Origin of the sequence: Mycobacterium tilburgii, from assembly GCF_902168065.1 — a bacterium.
Lineage (GTDB): Bacteria > Actinomycetota > Actinomycetes > Mycobacteriales > Mycobacteriaceae > Mycobacterium > Mycobacterium tilburgii.
This window is the reverse complement of sequence record NZ_LR655746.1, coordinates 1-16,754: the sequence shown is the minus strand read 5'-3', so window position 1 is coordinate 16,754 and position 16,754 is coordinate 1. Positions and strand designations below refer to the sequence as shown.

The 16,754-nt window shown below is 66.6% G+C and carries 13 protein-coding genes, 10 pseudogenes and 1 riboswitch; of the genes and pseudogenes, 14 read left to right on the top strand and 9 right to left on the bottom strand.

Features of this window, described 5'->3' with window-relative positions:
- The 4 genes and pseudogenes from FQ389_RS16165 to FQ389_RS16150 all read right to left on the bottom strand — a co-directional run.
- On the bottom strand, positions 1-411 hold a 411-nt coding region (locus FQ389_RS16165), incomplete at its 3' end, for a transglycosylase family protein (protein WP_144209499.1).
- Positions 412-420: 9 nt separating this feature from the next.
- A riboswitch (cyclic di-AMP (ydaO/yuaA leader) is annotated at positions 421-597 on the bottom strand.
- 236 nt (positions 598-833) lie between these two features.
- A pseudogene (locus FQ389_RS16160) lies at positions 834-1,113 on the bottom strand (MoaD/ThiS family protein).
- Positions 1,106-1,908: pseudogene (locus FQ389_RS16155) on the bottom strand (radical SAM protein); the annotation flags it as partial. The pseudogenes FQ389_RS16155 and FQ389_RS16160, both read right to left, overlap by 8 nt.
- Positions 1,830-2,051: pseudogene (locus tag FQ389_RS16150) on the bottom strand (YccF domain-containing protein); the annotation flags it as partial. The pseudogenes FQ389_RS16150 and FQ389_RS16155, both read right to left, overlap by 79 nt.
- A gap of 162 nt (positions 2,052-2,213) precedes the next feature.
- Here FQ389_RS16150 and FQ389_RS16145 point away from each other — a divergent pair.
- The 4 genes and pseudogenes from FQ389_RS16145 (at position 2,214) to FQ389_RS16130 (ending at position 5,090) form a co-directional block, all read left to right on the top strand.
- Positions 2,214-2,621 carry a cold-shock protein gene (locus FQ389_RS16145; RefSeq protein WP_144209493.1) on the top strand — a complete coding sequence of 136 codons (408 nt, stop codon included), beginning with the start codon at positions 2,214-2,216 and terminating at the stop codon, positions 2,619-2,621.
- Between the two features lie 178 nt (positions 2,622-2,799).
- Positions 2,800-3,836 (top strand): annotated as a pseudogene (locus tag FQ389_RS16140) (acyl-CoA dehydrogenase family protein); the annotation flags it as partial.
- 6 nt (positions 3,837-3,842) lie between these two features.
- Entirely contained in the window at positions 3,843-4,040 is a 198-nt protein-coding gene (locus FQ389_RS21495) for a GlsB/YeaQ/YmgE family stress response membrane protein (protein ID WP_186296480.1), read from the top strand.
- A 15-nt stretch (positions 4,041-4,055) separates the two neighbouring features.
- Entirely contained in the window at positions 4,056-5,090 is a 1,035-nt protein-coding gene (locus tag FQ389_RS16130; protein ID WP_144209490.1) for a zinc-binding alcohol dehydrogenase family protein, read from the top strand.
- A 63-nt stretch (positions 5,091-5,153) separates the two neighbouring features.
- On the opposite strand, the pseudogene FQ389_RS16125 reads toward FQ389_RS16130, so the two are convergent.
- Positions 5,154-5,516, bottom strand: a pseudogene (locus FQ389_RS16125) (CPBP family intramembrane glutamic endopeptidase); the annotation flags it as partial.
- A gap of 401 nt (positions 5,517-5,917) precedes the next feature.
- Here FQ389_RS16125 and FQ389_RS16120 point away from each other — a divergent pair.
- The 3 genes and pseudogenes from FQ389_RS16120 to FQ389_RS16110 all read left to right on the top strand — a co-directional run.
- Positions 5,918-6,299, top strand: a pseudogene (locus tag FQ389_RS16120) (3'(2'),5'-bisphosphate nucleotidase CysQ); the annotation flags it as partial.
- 46 nt (positions 6,300-6,345) lie between these two features.
- A complete protein-coding gene (gene mshC, locus FQ389_RS16115) occupies positions 6,346-7,599 on the top strand; it encodes a cysteine--1-D-myo-inosityl 2-amino-2-deoxy-alpha-D-glucopyranoside ligase (protein WP_144209487.1) in 1,254 nt (417 codons plus the stop codon).
- Between the two features lie 17 nt (positions 7,600-7,616).
- A complete protein-coding gene (locus FQ389_RS16110; RefSeq protein ID WP_144209484.1) occupies positions 7,617-8,498 on the top strand; it encodes an SDR family oxidoreductase in 882 nt (293 codons plus the stop codon).
- An 18-nt stretch (positions 8,499-8,516) separates the two neighbouring features.
- On the opposite strand, the pseudogene FQ389_RS16105 reads toward FQ389_RS16110, so the two are convergent.
- A pseudogene (locus FQ389_RS16105) lies at positions 8,517-9,978 on the bottom strand (amino acid permease).
- Between the two features lie 28 nt (positions 9,979-10,006).
- Positions 10,007-10,238: pseudogene (locus tag FQ389_RS16100) on the bottom strand (PAC2 family protein); the annotation flags it as partial.
- A gap of 640 nt (positions 10,239-10,878) precedes the next feature.
- Between FQ389_RS16100 and FQ389_RS16095 the strand changes: the two are divergent.
- The 6 genes and pseudogenes from FQ389_RS16095 to FQ389_RS22955 all read left to right on the top strand — a co-directional run bounded on the left by FQ389_RS16095 (position 10,879) and on the right by FQ389_RS22955 (position 14,377).
- Positions 10,879-11,503, top strand: a pseudogene (locus tag FQ389_RS16095) (TetR/AcrR family transcriptional regulator).
- Between the two features lie 16 nt (positions 11,504-11,519).
- Positions 11,520-11,801, top strand: a complete 282-nt coding sequence (locus tag FQ389_RS16090; RefSeq protein WP_144209481.1) for a phosphoribosyl-ATP diphosphatase — start codon at positions 11,520-11,522, stop codon at positions 11,799-11,801.
- Positions 11,802-11,803: 2 nt separating this feature from the next.
- Entirely contained in the window at positions 11,804-12,655 is an 852-nt protein-coding gene (hisG, locus tag FQ389_RS16085; RefSeq protein WP_144209478.1) for an ATP phosphoribosyltransferase, read from the top strand.
- Between the two features lie 79 nt (positions 12,656-12,734).
- Positions 12,735-13,256 (top strand): DUF4126 domain-containing protein, encoded by a 522-nt coding sequence (locus FQ389_RS16080; RefSeq protein WP_186296479.1) that lies wholly within the window; start codon positions 12,735-12,737, stop codon positions 13,254-13,256.
- Positions 13,257-13,392: 136 nt separating this feature from the next.
- Positions 13,393-13,875, top strand: a pseudogene (locus FQ389_RS22960) (FAD-dependent oxidoreductase); the annotation flags it as partial.
- Between the two features lie 163 nt (positions 13,876-14,038).
- The gene (locus FQ389_RS22955) at positions 14,039-14,377 is read left to right on the top strand and encodes an FAD-dependent oxidoreductase (RefSeq protein ID WP_407662926.1); all 339 of its coding nucleotides are present in this window, start codon (positions 14,039-14,041) and stop codon (positions 14,375-14,377) included.
- A gap of 255 nt (positions 14,378-14,632) precedes the next feature.
- Here FQ389_RS22955 and FQ389_RS16070 read toward each other — a convergent pair whose 3' ends face one another.
- On the bottom strand, positions 14,633-15,511 hold the full coding sequence (locus tag FQ389_RS16070) for a RecB family exonuclease (RefSeq protein ID WP_144209475.1): 879 nt from the start codon (positions 15,509-15,511) through the stop codon (positions 14,633-14,635).
- 73 nt (positions 15,512-15,584) lie between these two features.
- On the opposite strand from FQ389_RS16070, the gene trmI reads away from it, so the two are divergent.
- Positions 15,585-16,427, top strand: coding sequence for a tRNA (adenine(58)-N(1))-methyltransferase TrmI (gene trmI / locus FQ389_RS16065; RefSeq protein WP_144209472.1), 843 nt, complete (start codon positions 15,585-15,587; stop codon positions 16,425-16,427).
- Here the strand turns inward: trmI and FQ389_RS16060 are convergent.
- A complete protein-coding gene (locus tag FQ389_RS16060) occupies positions 16,424-16,723 on the bottom strand; it encodes a DUF503 domain-containing protein (protein ID WP_144209502.1) in 300 nt (99 codons plus the stop codon). The two genes, trmI and FQ389_RS16060, sit on opposite strands and share 4 nt — an antisense overlap.
- Positions 16,724-16,754 lie beyond the last annotated feature (31 nt).

The window sequence follows — 16,754 nt, the reverse complement described above, 5'->3', positions numbered from 1 at the left end:
GCCCGGGACGTCCAGGCCCGCCGGGGTGGGCAGGACTTCGCGCGGGGTGGGCGCCGACAGTGGACCACCGCATACCGGCCAGGCGTTGCGACCTTGGGTCGCCAGAACTCGCTCGGCGACGGCGATCTGCTGTTCGCGGGTGGCCAGTTGAGCCGACGGGGCGTATTCGCGGCCACCGTGTGAGGCCCACGTGCTGGCGTTGAATTGAACGCCGCCGTAATAGCCGTTACCAGTGTTGATGGCCCAGTTGCCGCCCGATTCACACCGTGCAACCTGATCCCACTCGCTGTCCGTGGCGGCGGCCGCTTGGCCCGCCAGGGCGATGCTGCCGCTACCAAGAACCGCCCCGGTGAAGGCGATCTTGGTGACGTTGAGGTTGGATGTCGTGGGCTTGCGGTGACGTCCACTCATACGCGCCGAAATTCCTCTCTGCACGCGCCTGCGAGGTCAGCTGTCGGGTTCGGGTTGGAGAGGCCACCCGGCCTGCGACGTCTCCGAAGAGCCGACGCCGGCTTCACCCCAAGGAGTCGCATGCGACTCCGATCCGGCGGAGCGGTGGGTCCCCCACCTCCATCCACAGTTCGGGGTTCCCTCACCCACTGGATGGAGCTCGGCGCTATGGGCGAGAGAGGAACGCCAACAGTTCAGCTTGGCGAGCCTCCCGAGACGGTAACCGGTTCTGTCGGCTGCGTCACTTTCTGCGCGACCCGGCGTTTCGGGCGCGGCGCTCAGCGAAAGCCGCAGGAGCGTCAGGGATTTACGCAGGTCAAATCACCCGATATCGAGCTGTGTCCGTTCCATTATCAATCCGTTACGTTATATTTCTCACACAATCAGACGCCCGCGAACGGGGGTAAGACGTCGATCGTGTTACCTGCCCGCAACGGTTTGGTTGCGTCGCGCACCGCGATGCCGTCGCAGAGATTAAGAGCACAGGCTCAACACGGTCGCGAGCCGGGTACCCGATGAGGAGAGTCTTTCGACCAACTCGGCCACCGTGGTGCCCGGGCGGAGTACGACCTTTTCCGATTCGGCGCCCGCGGCCGCGCGTGCGGCGGCGAAGTAGCGAACGGTCACCTCGATGCTCTCGGTGTCGACAGACAACTCAGCCACCGATCGCGCTCATCGGACGGTCGGGCTGGATGAAGTTCGGGTCGTTGATTCCGTGGCTGGCGGGCTTGCCCCACATCGCGGTGCGCCACGCCGCCTCGATCGCGTCATCGTCGGCACCGGCGCGCAGCAGGCCACGCAGGTCGGTCTCGTCGGTGGAAAACAGGCAACTCCGGATCTGGCCGTCGGCCGTCAGCCGGGTGCGGTCACAGGCCGAGCAGAACGCGTGCGACACCGAGGCGAACACCCCGGACTTTGCGACCGGCGTGCCCGGCCCCGTGTCGACCAGTTACAGCTCGGCTGGCACCGAACCGCGCGGCGCCGGATCCGGACCGCAGCCGGAAGTACGGCCGCAACGCGGCCAGCACCTCGTCGGCCGTCAACGCGGACTCGCAGCGGCATTGATGACCGGCATCCAGCGGCATCTGCTCGATGACTCGCAACTGGTAAGCGTGCTCGAGGCAGAACCTCAGCAGCTCGACCACATCGGCACGGCCGGTGGTGGGATCCAGCACGGTGTTCGCCTTGACCGGCGTTAGGCCGGCCGCCTTGGCGGCGGCCAGTCCGGCCCACCACGTCGGCCAGCCGTTCACGCCGGGTGATCGCGGCGAAGCTAGCCCGATCCACGCTGTCCAGCGAGACGTTCACGCGGTCCAGCCCGGCCGCGGCGAGACCCGCCGCCCGGAGGGCCAGGCCGACACCGCTGGTGGTCAGCGAGATACCCAGATGATGTTTCCGATCAGGGCGCCGGCCCCGGCGGTCGGCTTGTCGACGATCGTCCGGCCGAAGGGCCGCAGCGCGTAGGAGGCGATCCGCAGCGACGCGAACCAGAACGGAATCGTAATGATAAGCGAAAAGCTGATGAGTGCCGCAGCCAGGTATCCGACGGCCATCCAGAGGCCACTGAATACCAGCCAGATGATGTTGAGAACGAGGCGCAATTCACCTCACGCGCTACTGTCAGCGTAACGAATAAGGAGGAAACGGGGTGCTCGCCGGGCAACCACCCGAGTAGGATCTGAATCCGCATCGCGTCCTGCATTTGCGGGGCGCTTCTTGTGTGTCCATTCCTAGCTATTTCGTCAGACAAGCAGGTGAGACCAGTGCCGACCGGCAAGGTTAAGTGGTATGACGCCGAAAAGGGATTCGGCTTCCTGTCACAGGAAGACGGCGAGGACGTCTACGTCCGCTCATCGGCGTTGCCCGAGGGGGTCGAGGGGCTCAAGACTGGGCAGCGGGTGGAGTTCGGCGTGGCCTCGGGCCGACGCGGCCCGCAGGCGTTGAGTCTCAAGCTGATCGATCCGCCGCCGAGCCTGTCCAAGACTCGCCGTGAGACCCCGGTCGAGCACAAGCACAGCCCCGACGAGCTGCACGGCATGGTCGAGGACATGATCACCTTGTTGGAGAGCGCCGTGCAGCCCGAGCTGCGCAAAAGCCGCTACCCCGACCGCAAGGTCGCACGGCGGGTGTCTGAGGTGGTCAAGGCGGTGGCGCGCGAGCTCGACGCCTGACCCCGCGGCCGCGCAGAGCGCAGAGTACCACGCGCCAGTTTGGGTACTCGCTGTTCGCCACAGTCATGTAGCGAGGAGGCTGATGGCACGGCAAGCGCAGGTCACCGAAGAGCAGGCAAGAACCCTGGCCGAAGAGTCCCGTTAAAGTGGTTGGGACAAACCCTCCTTCGCAAAGGAGCTGTTTCTCGGCCACTTCCCGTTGGACTTCATCCATCCGTTCCCTAAACCGTCCGACGAGGACGAGGCGCGCACTCGCGAGTTCCTGGGCAAGCTGCGGGAATTCCTGAACACCGTCGACGGCAGTGTCATCGAGCGGGACGCGCAGATTCCGATGAGTACGTCAGAGGGTTGGCCGAATTGGGTTGTTTCGGCATGAAGATCCTGTCCGAATACAGCGGGCGGAACATGTCGCAGGTGGCCTACAACCGGGCCCTGATGATGATTTCGTCCCAGCCTCGGGGCACACTGCTGTCGGCCCACCAGTCGATCGGGGTGCCCGAGCCTCTGAAGCTGGCCGGCACCGACGAGCAGACGCGCCGGTTCTTGCCGCGGTGTGTCGCCGGGGCGATCTCGGCGTTCCTGCTCACCGAACCCGACGTGGGTTCGGACCCCGCAGGTTGGCGTCGACGGTACCCCCGTCCAGAACGGGCAGGCCTACGAGCTGGAGGGCGTGAACCTGTGGACCACCAACGGTGTGGTCGCCGAATTGCTGGTGGTGATGGCTCGGGTGCCCAAGAGCGACGGGCACCGGGGCGGGATCAGCGCATTCGTCGTCGAGGCGGATTCGCCGGGCATCATGGTGGAGCGGCGCAACTCGTTCATGGGGTTGCGCGGCATCGAGAACGGCGTCACCCGGCTGCACGGCGTGCGGGTACCCCGGGAGAACGTGATCGGCCCGGAAGGTGACGGGCTCAAGATCGCGCTGACGACTCTCAACGCCGGACGGTTGTCGATCCCCGCGGACGCGGCGGGGTCGTCGAAGTGGGCGCTGAAGGTCGCGCGGGAATGGTCCGGCGAGCGGGTGCAGTGGGGCAAGCCGTTGGCCAAACACGAAGCGGTGGCGCGCAAAATCTCGTTCATTGCCGCCACCAACTATGCGCTGGACGCCGTGCTGGAGCTGTCCGGGCATATGCCGACGAAGGCCGTAACGACATCCGTATCGAGGCGGCGCCGGCCAAACTGTGGTCCAGTGAAATGGCCTGTGTGATTGCCGATTAGCTCATGGGGTGGGCGGCGACGGCGGTACTCGGCATCGTCGGCTCCTACGTCGGCGGCACCCTGGGCGGCATCGTCTTCCCGCCGCACCAGTTCGACGCCCACCCACCCATTCAGCGCTCATCCTCGGTGGGCTGGTGGCGCGGTGATCCTGTTGCTGATTTACCTTACAAGTTCGCCACCTCACGCACGAAAACGCTGTAGCGGCATGATGGGGTGATGGCTTCCGAGGCAACGCCAACCACGATGACCGCGTGGCGGGTGCGGCACCCCGGCCCGGTGGACACCGACCCGCTGGAACGCGTCCGCACCGACGTGCCCCGGCCCGGTCCGGGCGAGTTGCTGGTGGCGGTGCGTGCCTGCGGCGTGTGCCGCACCGACCTGCACGTCACCGAGGGCGATCTGCCGGTACACCGCGAACACGTCACCCCGGGCCACGAGGTGGTGGGGGAGGTCCTCGAGATCGGCCCCGAAGAAGGCCGCGCCCTGGAGTTCCGGGTGGGCGATCGGGTGGGCATCGCCTGGCTGCGCCACACCTGCGGTGTGTGCAACTACTGCCGGCGCGGAGCTGAGAACCTGTGCCCCGAATCGCGCTATACTGGCTGGGACGCCGACGGCGGATACGCCGAATTCGCCACGGTTCCGGCGGCTTTCGCCCATCACCTGCCGAGCGGTTACAGCGACAGCGAACTCGCGCCGCTGCTGTGCGCCGGCATCATCGGGTACCGGTCGCTGCTGCGCGCCGAGTTGCCGCCCGGCGGACGGCTGGGCATCTACGGCTTCGGCGGCAGCGCGCACATCACCGCGCAGGTCGCGCTGGCGCAGTGCGCCGAGGTGCATGTGATGACTCGCGGCGAGCAGGCCCGCGAGTTGGCACTGCAGCTGGGCGCCGCCTCGGCGCAGGGCGCCGCGGACCCGCCGCCGGTGCTGCTCGACGCGGCGATCCTGTTCGCCCCGGTCGGCGAGCTGGTGTTGCCGGCCTGCGAGGCGCTGGACCGCGGCGGCACCCTGTCTATCGCCGGAATCCATCTGTCCGACATCCCGTTGCTGAACTATCAGCGGCACCTGTTCCAGGAGCGCCAAATCCGTTCGGTCACGTCGAACACCCGGGCCGACGCGCGGGAGTTTCTCGACTTCGCGGGGCGGCATCGGATCGAGGTGACAACGCCGGAATATCCGCTCGGCCAAGCCGATCGGGCGCTGCACGACCTGGCCCATGGCCGCGTCGCCGGGGCCGCGGTGCTGCTAGTGTAGGGCTCAGGCCGACAAGTGCCAGACCAGGGCGGCGGCCGCCAACGCGCCCAGCCCGTTCAACGACTAGTGCAGGGCGATCGGCGCGAGCAGGCTGCCGCTGCGCCTGCGTAGCCGGCTGAACACGAACCCCGCCGCGCCGGTTGCCAACACGGCGAGCGTCACCCCGGCCGCCATCGGCAAAGCCACCGCCGAACAGCCGGGTGAAGCCGACGTTGTTGCTTGTCAGCCCGAGCGACGTCGCGACGTGCCACAAACCGAACGGCAGCGACCCGGCCAGCGCGACGCCACGGAATCCCCACGCCCCCGGTGCAGGACGCCGTGCAGCACGCCACGGAACGCCAGCTCCTCCGGGATCACGGTTTGCAGCGGGATAATGACCATCGACGCGATCGGCGCGCCGGAGACGGTGGCGTAATGGTTGTTCAGGTTACCGGTGTTGACCGGCGCCTCACTGGTTCGACTGCCATCGCCAGTTCGCGATCCGGGGGTCGTCCTCGCCGTGCTCGCGGGTGTAGCGGCGGGCAGGGTTTGGGAGCGTACTTGGCTGGGCCGAAATTCATCTCGGGTGCGTTGGCGCTCTTGACGCGGGGTGGTGGCATCGCCGCGATGCTGAACTCGTCGGTGAGTGGTGCACCGGTGTCGGGGTCGATGGGCAAGGCGGCTTTGGTGGGCAGTTATGTCGGTGCCGCAGGGGTGAGCCGACGCCGCGCCGGCGATCCGCACCCTGGCCCAGACACTGCCGGCCAACCTCGCCGCCGTCCCGGCGGCCACCCTGATGGGCGAAGAAGGTGTGTTCAGCCAGATGGCGTTATCCAGCCTGGGCCGGGCGCGCCATCGCCGACCCGGCAGTGTCGTTGCCCGCCCGGGGGAACATCGTGTACCGCAGTGACACCGCCACCGCCGGCCAGGCGCGGGTCGGTGTGCCGCACACGCTGCGCATCGCGGTCAGCGCCACCGGCCGCCGGCGGTGTTGCACCGGATGCGCCAGCAGCTGGCGATTCAGCCCGTGGCGATTGGGTCGGCGGGGGCCAAGGCGATGGCAATCATCGACGGCGACTTCGATGCGTATCTGTATGCCGGTGGGCAGTGGGAATGGGATTCGACGGCGCCTACAACCAGCTCGATCATCCCTACCTGCCCGATTTCGTGATGTGCCGCGCCGAGGTGGCCCCGATCCTGCTTGACGCCATCCGCAACGCGTGGCGCTGACCGCCCGCTGCGCGGGTCGCATCGTCACCGGGCCTAAAGTCGATGCATGCAGTCCTGGACTCCCGCAGCGGTTCCCGTCGTTCCCGGACGCGGTCCGGAGCTGCGGCTGTTCGACACGTCCGACCGCCAGATCCGTCCAGTGGCGGCCGGGTCGACGGCAAGCATGTACGTCTGCGGGATCACCCCCTATGACGCCACGCACCTGGGCCACGCCGCCACCTACCTGGCGTTCGACCTAATTCATCGGCTCTGGCTGGACCTGAGCCACGACGTGCACTACGTGCAGAACGTCACCGACGTCGACGACCCGTTGTTCGAGCGTGCCGCCCGCGACGGGGTCGACTGGCGCGAGCTAGGGGATCGCGAGGTGGCCCTGTTCCGTGAGGACATGACCGCGCTGCGGGTGCTGCCGCCGCGTGAATACGTCGGCGCGACCGAAGCGATTGCCGAAGTGGTCGAGCTTGTCGAAAAGATGCTCGCATCGGGGGCGGCCTACGTCGTCGACCCGAAAACCGGGGGATACCCCGACGTCTATTACCGCGCGGATGCCACGCCGCAGTTCGGCTACGAGTCGGGCTATGACCGCGACACCATGCTGCGGTTGTTCGCCGAGCGGGGCGGCGACCCGGATCGCGCCGGCAAGACCGACCAGCTCGACGTGCTGTTGTGGAAAGCCGCCCGGCCCGGGGAGCCCAGCTGGCGGTCGCCATTCGGGGACGGCCGTCCCGGCTGGCACGTCGAATGCGCGGCGATCGCGCTCAGCCGAATCGGCAGCGGCCTCGACATTCAGGGCGGCGGTTGCGACCTGGTCTTCCCGCACCACGAATTCACCGCCGCGCACGCCGAATGTGTCAGGGGCGAAAGACGATTCGCGCGCCACTACGTGCATGCCGGGATGATCGGCTGGGACGGGCACAAGATGTCGAAGAGTCGCGGCAACCTGGTGTTGGTCTCAGGATTGCGCGCGCAAGGCGTCCCGCCGGCGGCCATTCGGCTCGGTCTGCTGGCCGGGCATTACCGTGCCGACCGGTCGTGGAGCCAGGAGTTGCTCGACAAGGCCGTCGCGCGGATGCAGCGCTGGAGTACCGCGGTGACGCTGCCCGCCGGCCCGGATGCGACCGATGTCATCGCCAGGGTGCGCAAATACATCGCCGACGACCTCGACACACCCAAAGCGATTGCAGCACTTGATGGTTGGACCACCGACGCGCTCGAGTACGGCGGCCACGACGAGGCCGCGCCGGCGTTGGTTGCCACCGTGATCGATGCGCTGCTCGGGGTGGACCTGTCATCGCGGTAAATGGTACGTTGTTGGCAATGACATCGCTGCAGGGCAAGGTCGCTTTCATCACCGGCGGCGCTCGGGGAATCGGTGCAGAGGTCGCTCGCCGTCTGCGTCACCGGGGCGCCGAACTCGTAGTGACCGATCTCGACCAGACGGCCCTGGGTGAACTGGCTGCCGAACTCGGCGGCGACGAGCATGTGCTGACCGCGGTCGCCGACGTCCGCGATCTGCCGGCCCTGCAGGCGATCGCCGACCGCGCGGTCGAGCGCTTCGCCGGCATCGACATCGTCGTAGCCAACGCCGGCATCGCCAGCTACGGCTCTGTGCGGCAGGTCGACCCCGAGGCGTTCAAGCGGGTCCTGGAAGTCAACCTGCTCGGCGTCTTCTACACTGCGCGGGCGACTTTGCCCGCACTGATAGACCGGCGCGGATATCTGCTGATCGTGTCGTCGCTGGCGGCGTTCGCGGCCGCACCCGGGATGGCGCCCTACGACATGTCCAAGGCCGGCAACGAACATCTGGCACACGCGCTGCGGCTAGAGATCGCACATCGGGGTGTCGACGTGGGCGTGGCCCACATGTCCTGGGTCGACACTGCGCTGGTGCGCGACATCAAGACGGATCTGCCGTCGTTCGCCGACCTGCTCCGCAAGCTGCCCTGGCCGCTGAACAAGACCACGTCGGTCGACGCGTGCGCGACGGTTTTCGTCAAGGGCATCGAGGCCCGTAAGGACCGCATCTACTGCCCGGGATGGGTGGCCGTGTTCCGTTGGCTCAAGCCGGTGCTGTCCACGTGTCTCGGCGAACTACCCGTGCGCAGAACCGCCGCGAAGCTGATGCCGCAGATGGACGCCGAGGTCGCCGCGCTGGGACGGTCCAGCAGCGCCTACAACGAGCACCTGGGTAAGGCGTAGTTACCCCACACCGACGCGTTACTCGGATTGCTTCTCCGGCAACCAGGGGCGCGTCGGCGGGTTGGCGATCGTCGGGTAGGGTCTTGTGTGGCCGATGCGCTCCCGCGCGGCGGCCAGCACCCGGCCGCGCACCACGAACCAGCCACCCAACAACGCCGGCACAATGGCGACCAACGACGCGACGGTCCAGGTACCGATCGGTTCGTCGAACGCCATCAGAATCAGAATCGCCGCCAGGAACGCCAACGTCAGATAGCCGCTACACGGGGTGAACGGCATCCGGACTTGCGGCCGCTTCAGCACCCCGGCCTTGGTCAGCTTCACGAAACGCAGCTGGCACAACACGATCGTGGTCCACGACGCGATGATGCCCAGCGCGGCGATGTTCAGCACGATCTCGAATGCTTCGCCGGGATTGAACGCGTTGAGCGCGATGCCGAACAGGCAGATGACGGCGGTCATCGCGATACCGCCATACGGCACACCGCTTTTCGTCATGTGTACGGCGAACTTTGGCCCGCTGCCGCTCACCGCCAGCGAGTGCATAACCCGTTCGGTCGAATAGAGCCCCGCGTTCAGGCTCGACAGCGCGGCGGTGAGCACGACGATGTTCATCAGGTCGCCGGCACCGTGGAAGCCGGATCTTTATAGAGAAGAACGTCACGAACGGGCTTTCCCCGGCCTTGTAGGCGGTGTAGGGCAGCAGCACCGCCAGTAGCGCCACCGAGCCGACGTAGAAGATCGCGATACGCAGGATCACCGAGTTGATCGCTCGCGGTATGATCTTCTCCGGCTCGGCCGTCTCGCCGGCGGCGGTGCCCACCAATTCTGCTGCGGCGTAAGCAAATATTACGCCCGAAGCAACCACCAGCAGCGGCAGCGCCCCCTACGGGAACAGCCCGCCGTTGCCCTCCCAGACACCGGTCCCGGTGGTGTGTCCGTCGATCTTGAAGCGCCCGGCCAAGAACACGATCCCCACGATCAGGAAGGTGACCAGCGCGAACACCTTGATCAGCGCCGCCCAGAACTCGAGTTCGCCGAACCATTCCACCGAGATCAAGTTCATCGACAACACCACCACCAGGGCGCCCAGGGCAAGCAGCCACTGCGGGATCGCGCCGAACGCCGTCCAATGGTGCAGATAGGTGGCGATCGCGGTGGTGTCGTCGATCGAGGTCATCGCCCAGTTCAGGAAGTACATCCAGCCGACGATGAAAGCGGCTCTCTCGCCGAAGAATTCGCGAGCGTAGGACACGAACGAGCCCCATGACGGTCGGTGCAGCACCAGTTCGCCCAGCGCCCGCAGCATCAGGAAGACGAAAATGCCGCACACCCCGTAGACCAAGAACAGCCCGGGTCCGGCCTTGACCAGCCGGGCACCGGCGCCGAGGAACAGGCCGGTCCCGATGGCGCCACCGATCGCGATCATCTGCAGCTGCCGCGGTTTGAGGCCCTTGTGGTAGCCGGCCGCCTCGTTCAACTCCTCCGACGAATGCGAGTCAGGCCCCGGTGACGCCGTCAACCTGACGGATCACCTGGTAGTCGTAGTACGCTGCCTCGTCGTCGATCTCGACGATCGGGATGAGCCTCCCAGATGGCGTCCAGGTGCTCCAGCGCATCACTGGCGGCGTCCCCGGCGTCATTCCAGCCTTCAAACGTCGCCACAACGATCGTGTTGTGGGGGTCGGGCAGCGCTGCGGCTTGCGGGCCGCGACCCGGCCTACCATCTGGCGAAATCACAGAATCAGCCTAAGGCCTGCCGTGCGACGGCGGCCCCTGCGGCATCGCACGGCAGCGTCGAGCCGGTGCCGGTACACCAGGGCATTTGCATAGGTCTACTATGCTTGTGGTGTGACCACTGCGAGTCAACATGACCACGGCATGGACATTCGCCAGCCGAAGTACGTTCGAGACCAACACGTTCAACGCGAACGCGATCTCGCTCTCCGACTACGGGATGCAGGAGCTCGCCTACGAGCGTCGTTAACGAGGTGATCGGATGACGCCTGACGTATCCGGCCGACCAGTTCTGAATGGTATGGTGACGACGTCGTCTTGGCGGCCTGTCATCGAAGCGTGGCCAATAGTCCACTCAGCAAACTAAAGCTGTCATCGCGCACCCGCCATCGCCTTCACTGGCGTTTCCCCAGCAACAAGTATACGAGTGCAGTGCAACGGCACCCGAATGGCCTGGGAATGCCGTATAACACATCCTCATAAAGATAGTGGCGTCGGGCTTCGTGAGCTGCAGTTCTTCGTGTGTTCCACATTACAGTAGCCTAGCTGATAGGCACTTTCAAATAGTGTAGAGTCACGCATCTCAACACCCTCGTTCGACGGCGCGTTGCGTAGGAACGTCGGATCGACATAAGGTGATGGCATGCCCTCAGCAAACACCGGATTGCTTAGGGACCGACGCCGCGTACCGACTGTTTGCCGAGCGCGGCTTCGACGCGGTGACGACCGAGGACATCGCCGCGGCCGCGGGCATCTCCATCAGCACGTATTTCAGGCACGCGCCGACCAAGGAGGGTTTGCTGACCGACCCGATCCGGGACGCGGTCAGCGAGATCGTCGGCTCGTACAGCGCCAGGCCGGCGGAGGCATCAGCGGTCGAAGCGCTGATTGCGATGCTCGTCGAGCACGCCCGCGGCGCAGACGAGGTCGACAACCTGGCGACCTGGTAGCGCGCGGTCGCGAGCGCACCCCACCTGCTCAGCAAATCGATGCTGGTAAAAGAAATCGATCACCGCAAATTCGTTGAGCTGGTCGCGGCACGGATGGGTGTCGACGGTTCCCGGGACGCTTCGGTGGACGATGAGGGCGACGTCCGGCCCGCCCTGTTGGTCCATACCAGCTTGGCCACAGTCAAATACGTGCTCGACCTGTGGCCGACCCTCGGCGCGGGCATGGCCTCACCGTTCCACGTCCAGTTGGAAGAGGCGCCGCGGATCACGCTCGGCGGCTTCGACCCGTGGCCCGCGACCGCTGGGAAACCGAGGTGACTTTGCTCGCCGCCGCGTGAAACAATCGCTGGCCGTGAAGACATTCGAGGATCTGTTCGCCGAACTCGGCGAACGCGCCCGCACCCGGCCCGCCGGCAACGCCACCGTGGCCGCGCTGGACGCCGGGGTGCATGCGTTGGGCAAGAAGATCCTGGAGGAGGCCGGTGAGGTATGGCTGGCCGCCGAGCACGAGCCTGATGGGGCGCTGGCCGAGGAGATCAGCCAACTGTTGTATTGGACGCAGGTGCTGATGATCTCCCGCGGGCTGTCCCTCGATGATGTCTACCGGAAACTGTGAATATGCTGCGAATTGCGGTGCCCAACAAGGGGGCGCTGAGCGAGCCGGCCACCGAAATCCTGTCCGAGGCGGGTTATCGCCGGCGCACCGATCCCAAGGATCTGACCGTCATCGACCCGGCCAACAACGTCGAGTTTTTCTTTCTCCGTCCCAAGGACATCGCCATCTATGTGGGTTCTGGAGAGCTCGACTTCGGCATCACCGGTCGTGATCTGGCGCTGGATTCTGACACCCCGGTGCGCGAGCGTTTGGCGCTGGGCTTCGGCTCGTCGAGGTTTCGGTACGCCGGTCCGGCCGGACACGATTGGTCGGTGGCCGACCTGGCCGGCAAAAGGGTCGCCACCGCCTACCCGAACCTGGTTCGAAAAGATTTGGCCGCAAAGGGGATTGAAGCAACCGTCATCAGGCTGGACGGGGCCGTCGAGATCTCCGTGCAACTCGGGGTCGCTGACGCCATCGCCGACGTGGTCGGCTCGGGCCGCACGCTGAGCCTGCACAATTTGGTGGCTTTCGGTGAGCCGCTGTGTGATTCGGAGGCGGTGCTCATCGAGCACTCCGATCCCGACGGTCAATCCAGTGCTGCGCGTGAGCAATTAGCGGCCCGGGTGCAAGGCGTGGTGTTCGGCCAACAGTACCTGATACTGGACTACGACTGCCCGCGCGCCGTCCTGGACAAGGCCACGTCGATCACCCCCGGACTCGAGTCGCCGACCATCGCCCCGCTGGCCGACCCGGACTGGGTTGCGATTCGTGCTCTGGTGCCGCGCCGGGGTGTCAACGAGATCATGGACGAACTCGCGGCGATCGGCGCCAAAGCGATCTTGGCTTCTGACATCAGATTCTGTCGGTTCTGATCGGCACCGTCTGGACGGTGGCTGTGTTAGTGTCCGACTTGGGGTGGGGCCACTGACTGATCTACGACGAGGGGACCCTGTGACGCACGTGCTCGTTCTGCTGCTGGCCTTACTGATCGGTGTAGTCGCCGGGTTGCGTTCGCTGACAGCTCCCGCCGTGGTCGCCTGGGCCGCCGCCCCCGCCGTCCTCGGCTGGATCGACCTCAGCCACACCTGGGAATCGTGGATCGGCAACACGATCACGGTGGTGATCCTGACGATCCTGGCGGTCGTCGAACTGATCACCGACAAGCGCCCGAACATGCCCGCGCGCACCTCTCCGCCCGGCTTCGGGGCCCGGATCGTGCTGGGTGGGTTGGCCGGTGCGGCCCTCGGCGCCTGGCCGCACTGGACGTTCAGCGCGCTGGGCGCCGGCGTCATCGGCGCGGTGCTCGGCACCCTGGGCGGTTACCAGGCCCGCAAGCGACTGGTGGCGGTCAGCGGCGGTCGCGACCTGCCGATCGCGTTGCTGGAGGACGCCGTCGCGATCGTGGGCGGGCTGGCCATCGTCGCGGTCACCGGGCACGTGCTGACCGACTACCTGTTGACAGCTGTTAAGTGACAGAGCATTCGATGCGATCATCGTCGGCGCCGGGCAGGCCCGGCCCGCCGTAGGCCGGACGGCTGCTGACAGCGGCGGGCCAGCGGGTCACGATCATCGAGCGCAAGCTGATCGGCGGCACCTGCGTCAACTCCGGGTGCATCCCGACCAAGACGATGGTGGCCAGTGCGCACGCCGTCCATCTGGCTCGCCGAGGCAGCGAGTACGGCGTCGGCACGGGCGCGGTGATGGTGGACATAGCGAAAGTCAAGGCGCGCAAGGACGGCATCGTCGTCGCCGACCGCGAGGGTGTCGAGGTCTGGTTGGAGGGCATGGACGGCTGCACCGTTTTCGCGGCCATGCCCGATTCGTCGATCCGCACACCCTGCGAGTCGGCGATCAGGAGCTGCACGGCTATCGGATCTTCCTGAACGTCGGCGGTCGCGCGATGGTGCCCGACATCCTGGGTTTGGACGAGGTCGACTACCTCATCAACGTGTCCATCCTCGAACTCGAAATGCTGCCAACGCATCTGGTCATCGTCGGCGGCAGCTACATAGCGCTGGAATTCGCCCAGATGTTCCGGCGGTTCGGGGCGCAGGCCACCGTCGTGGAGCCCGGTCCGCGGCTGGCCGCCCGCGAAGACGAGGACGTCTCCGCCACTATCAAGGAGATCCTGGAAGCCGAAAACATCGATGCCAACGACATTCGAATTCGCAAGAGCAACAAGGGTGTCAAGGGTATCGAGGTCATCTCGGAGCGGCGGCGCCGCGCCCATCCAGGGGAGTCATCTGCTGCTGGCGGTGGGTTGCCGGCCCAATACCGACGAGCTCGGACTGAGCGCCACCGGGGTGCAGACCGACGTCCGGGGCTTCGTCACCGTCGACGACCAGCCCAAAACCAACGTCGACCACGTCTGGACGTTGGGCGACTGCAATGGCAAGGGCGCCTTCACCCACACCTCGTACAACGGCTTCGAGATCGTGGCGGCCAACCTGCTCGACGACGACGACCCGCGCCGGGTCAGCGACCGCGTGACCACCTACGCGCTCTACATCGATCCTCTGCTGGGGCGTGCCGGGATGACGGTCGACGAGGTCCGCAGGTCGGGCCGTAAGGTCTCGTCGGCAAGCGGCCGATGACCCGGGTCGGTCGAGCGGTGGAAATAGGGTGAGACGCAAAGGTTCATGAAAGGTGGTCGTCGACGCCGACACCGACGAGATCCTCGGTGCCGCCGTTTTCGGTGTCGGCGTAGACGAGGCCATTCACTGCATCCTGGACGTGATGTCGGCCAAGGCGCCCCTACACCACGCTGTCACGCACGATGCACATCCACGCCACCGTCAGCGAGTTGATCCCCACCGTGCTGCAGGAGATGTCGCCGCTCGACTGACCGTTCAGGCCGCCGGTTCGGTCGGGCGCGAAACAGTCTCCGCCGGTGCATCTTCCGGCCAGCCGGGGTAGGGCGGCGGGGTGCCGCCGAACACCGGGCAGTGCTTCTGGTGCGGACACCAGTCGCAGAGTCTCGACTGACTGGGCCGAAAATCGCCTGTGGCGCCAGCAGATTGGATGGCGCGCCAAATCGCCATCAGGGTCTTCTCGAAGCGCAGCAGCTCGTCGAGGTCGGGGGAGTAGTCGAGCACCTGCCCGTCGGCGAGGTAGATCAGTCGCAGCCGGGTGGGCGGCACACCGCGGGTGCGCAGCAGCGCCACGGCGTAGAACTTCATCTGGAACATCGCCTTGAATTCGGCCAGCGCGCGCGCCTCCGGCGGCGCCTTGCCGGTCTTGTAGTCGACTACACGCAGCTCGCCGGTGGTGGCGACGTCGATCCGGTCGATGAACCCGCGCAGCAGCGTGCCGTCGGCAATTTCAACCTCCACCCGCTGCTCGCAGCATTGCGGTTCGAAGCGGGTCGGGTCTTCCAGGTGGTAGTAGCCAGACAGCAGCGCGCGGGCGCCCTCGAGCACCTGGACGCGCTGTTTGGTGTCCAGCTCGCCGATCCGGTCTGGCTCGGCGGCGAGCACCTGCTCCCAGGCGGGTTCCACCAGGGAGATCGCGGTCTGTGGCTCGCGCGATGTGGCGGGCAGGCCGTAGAGCTGCTCCAGCGCGGCGTGTACCACCGAGCCGCGGATCTGGGCCGTCGACGGCGGTTCGGGCAACCGGTCGATGGCCCGGAACCGGTACAGCAATGGGCACTGCTTGAAGTCCGCCGCGCGCGATGGTGACAGTGCCGGTCGAGACGCCGCCCGGGCCCGCTCTTGCGGCTGGTCGGTCATGTTCGCAGCCTAGGACTTGGCACCGACAACCCCGAGCATCGGTGACGGCGAGTCAGCTGGCACGCTGAACGGCGTGGTTGACACCGGTCCCTTCACCGTCGGCGAGCGCGTCCAGCTCACCGACGCCAAAGGCCACCACTACACGATGGAACTCACCGCGGGCGCCGAGTTCCACACCCACCGCGGCGCGATCCCGCACGACGACATCATCGGCCTGGAACAAGGCAGCGTGGTCAAGTCCAGCAACGGCACCCCGTACTTGGTGCTGCGTCCGCTGCTGGTCGACTACATCATGTCGATGCCGCGGGGCCCGCAGGTCATCTATCCCAAGGATGCTGCCCAGATCGTCCACGAGGGCGACATCTTTCCGGGAGCCCGCGTGCTGGAGGCCGGGGCCGGATCCGGTGCGCTGACCTGTTCGCTGCTGCGCGCGGTGGGCCCCGAGGGGCGGGTCGTCTCCTACGAGGTGCGCGCCGATCACGCCGAACATGCCCGGCGCAACGTCGATGTTTTCTTCGGGGCGGCGCCGGCGAACTGGCAGCTGCTGGTCGGCGATCTCGCGGACTCCGAGCTGCCGGACGGGTCGTTCGACCGCGCGGTGCTGGACATGCTCTCTCCGTGGGAGGTGCTGGACGTGGTGGCGCGGCTGATGGTCGCCGGCGGCGTGCTGGTGATCTACGTGGCCACCGTGACGCAGCTGTCGAAGGTAGTGGAAGCGCTGCGGGCCCAGCAGTACTGGACCGAACCGCGGTCGTGGGAGACGATCCAGCGCGGCTGGCACGTGGTCGGCCTGGCCGTCCGGCCGCAGCACTCGATGCGGGGGCACACGGCGTTTCTGGTGGCGGCGCGGCGGCTCGCGCCGGGCACGGTCGCCCCGGTGCCGTTGGGTCGCAAGCGCGAAGGCTGGGACGGCTAGTCGTAATCCTCGCTGCGCAGCAGCGAACGCCGCGCCGACAACAGTTCGAATTCCGGGTGGGCGGCGACCAGCCGTTCGGCCGCGTCGAGCACCCCCACCGCGTGTGCGCGGTCATCGGACACCACGGCCACGCCGATGCCCGCGCGCCAATGCAGATCCTGCGCGCCGGTCTCGGCGGCCGTCACGTTGAACCTGCGGCGCAGCTCGGCGACCACGGGGCGTATGGCCGACCGCTTCTGCTTGAGCGATCGCACGTCACCCAACAGCACGTCGAATTCGAGCCAGGCGATCCACATCAGCCGTGCGGCGGTGCCGGCGGGGGTGCGG

Bases quoted from the DNA above. Each gene is read 5' to 3' on its own strand.
- hisG (WP_144209478.1), top strand. From the start codon at position 11,804: ATGCTGCGAATTGCGGTGCCCAACAAGGGGGCGCTGAGCGAGCCGGCC.
- FQ389_RS16070 (WP_144209475.1), bottom strand. From the start codon at position 15,511: ATGACCGACCAGCCGCAAGAGCGGGCCCGGGCGGCGTCTCGACCGGCA.
- FQ389_RS21495 (WP_186296480.1), top strand. From the start codon at position 3,843: ATGGGGTGGGCGGCGACGGCGGTACTCGGCATCGTCGGCTCCTACGTC.
- FQ389_RS16130 (WP_144209490.1), top strand. From the start codon at position 4,056: ATGGCTTCCGAGGCAACGCCAACCACGATGACCGCGTGGCGGGTGCGG.
- FQ389_RS16110 (WP_144209484.1), top strand. From the start codon at position 7,617: ATGACATCGCTGCAGGGCAAGGTCGCTTTCATCACCGGCGGCGCTCGG.
- mshC (WP_144209487.1), top strand. From the start codon at position 6,346: ATGCAGTCCTGGACTCCCGCAGCGGTTCCCGTCGTTCCCGGACGCGGT.
- FQ389_RS16060 (WP_144209502.1), bottom strand. From the start codon at position 16,723: ATGTGGATCGCCTGGCTCGAATTCGACGTGCTGTTGGGTGACGTGCGA.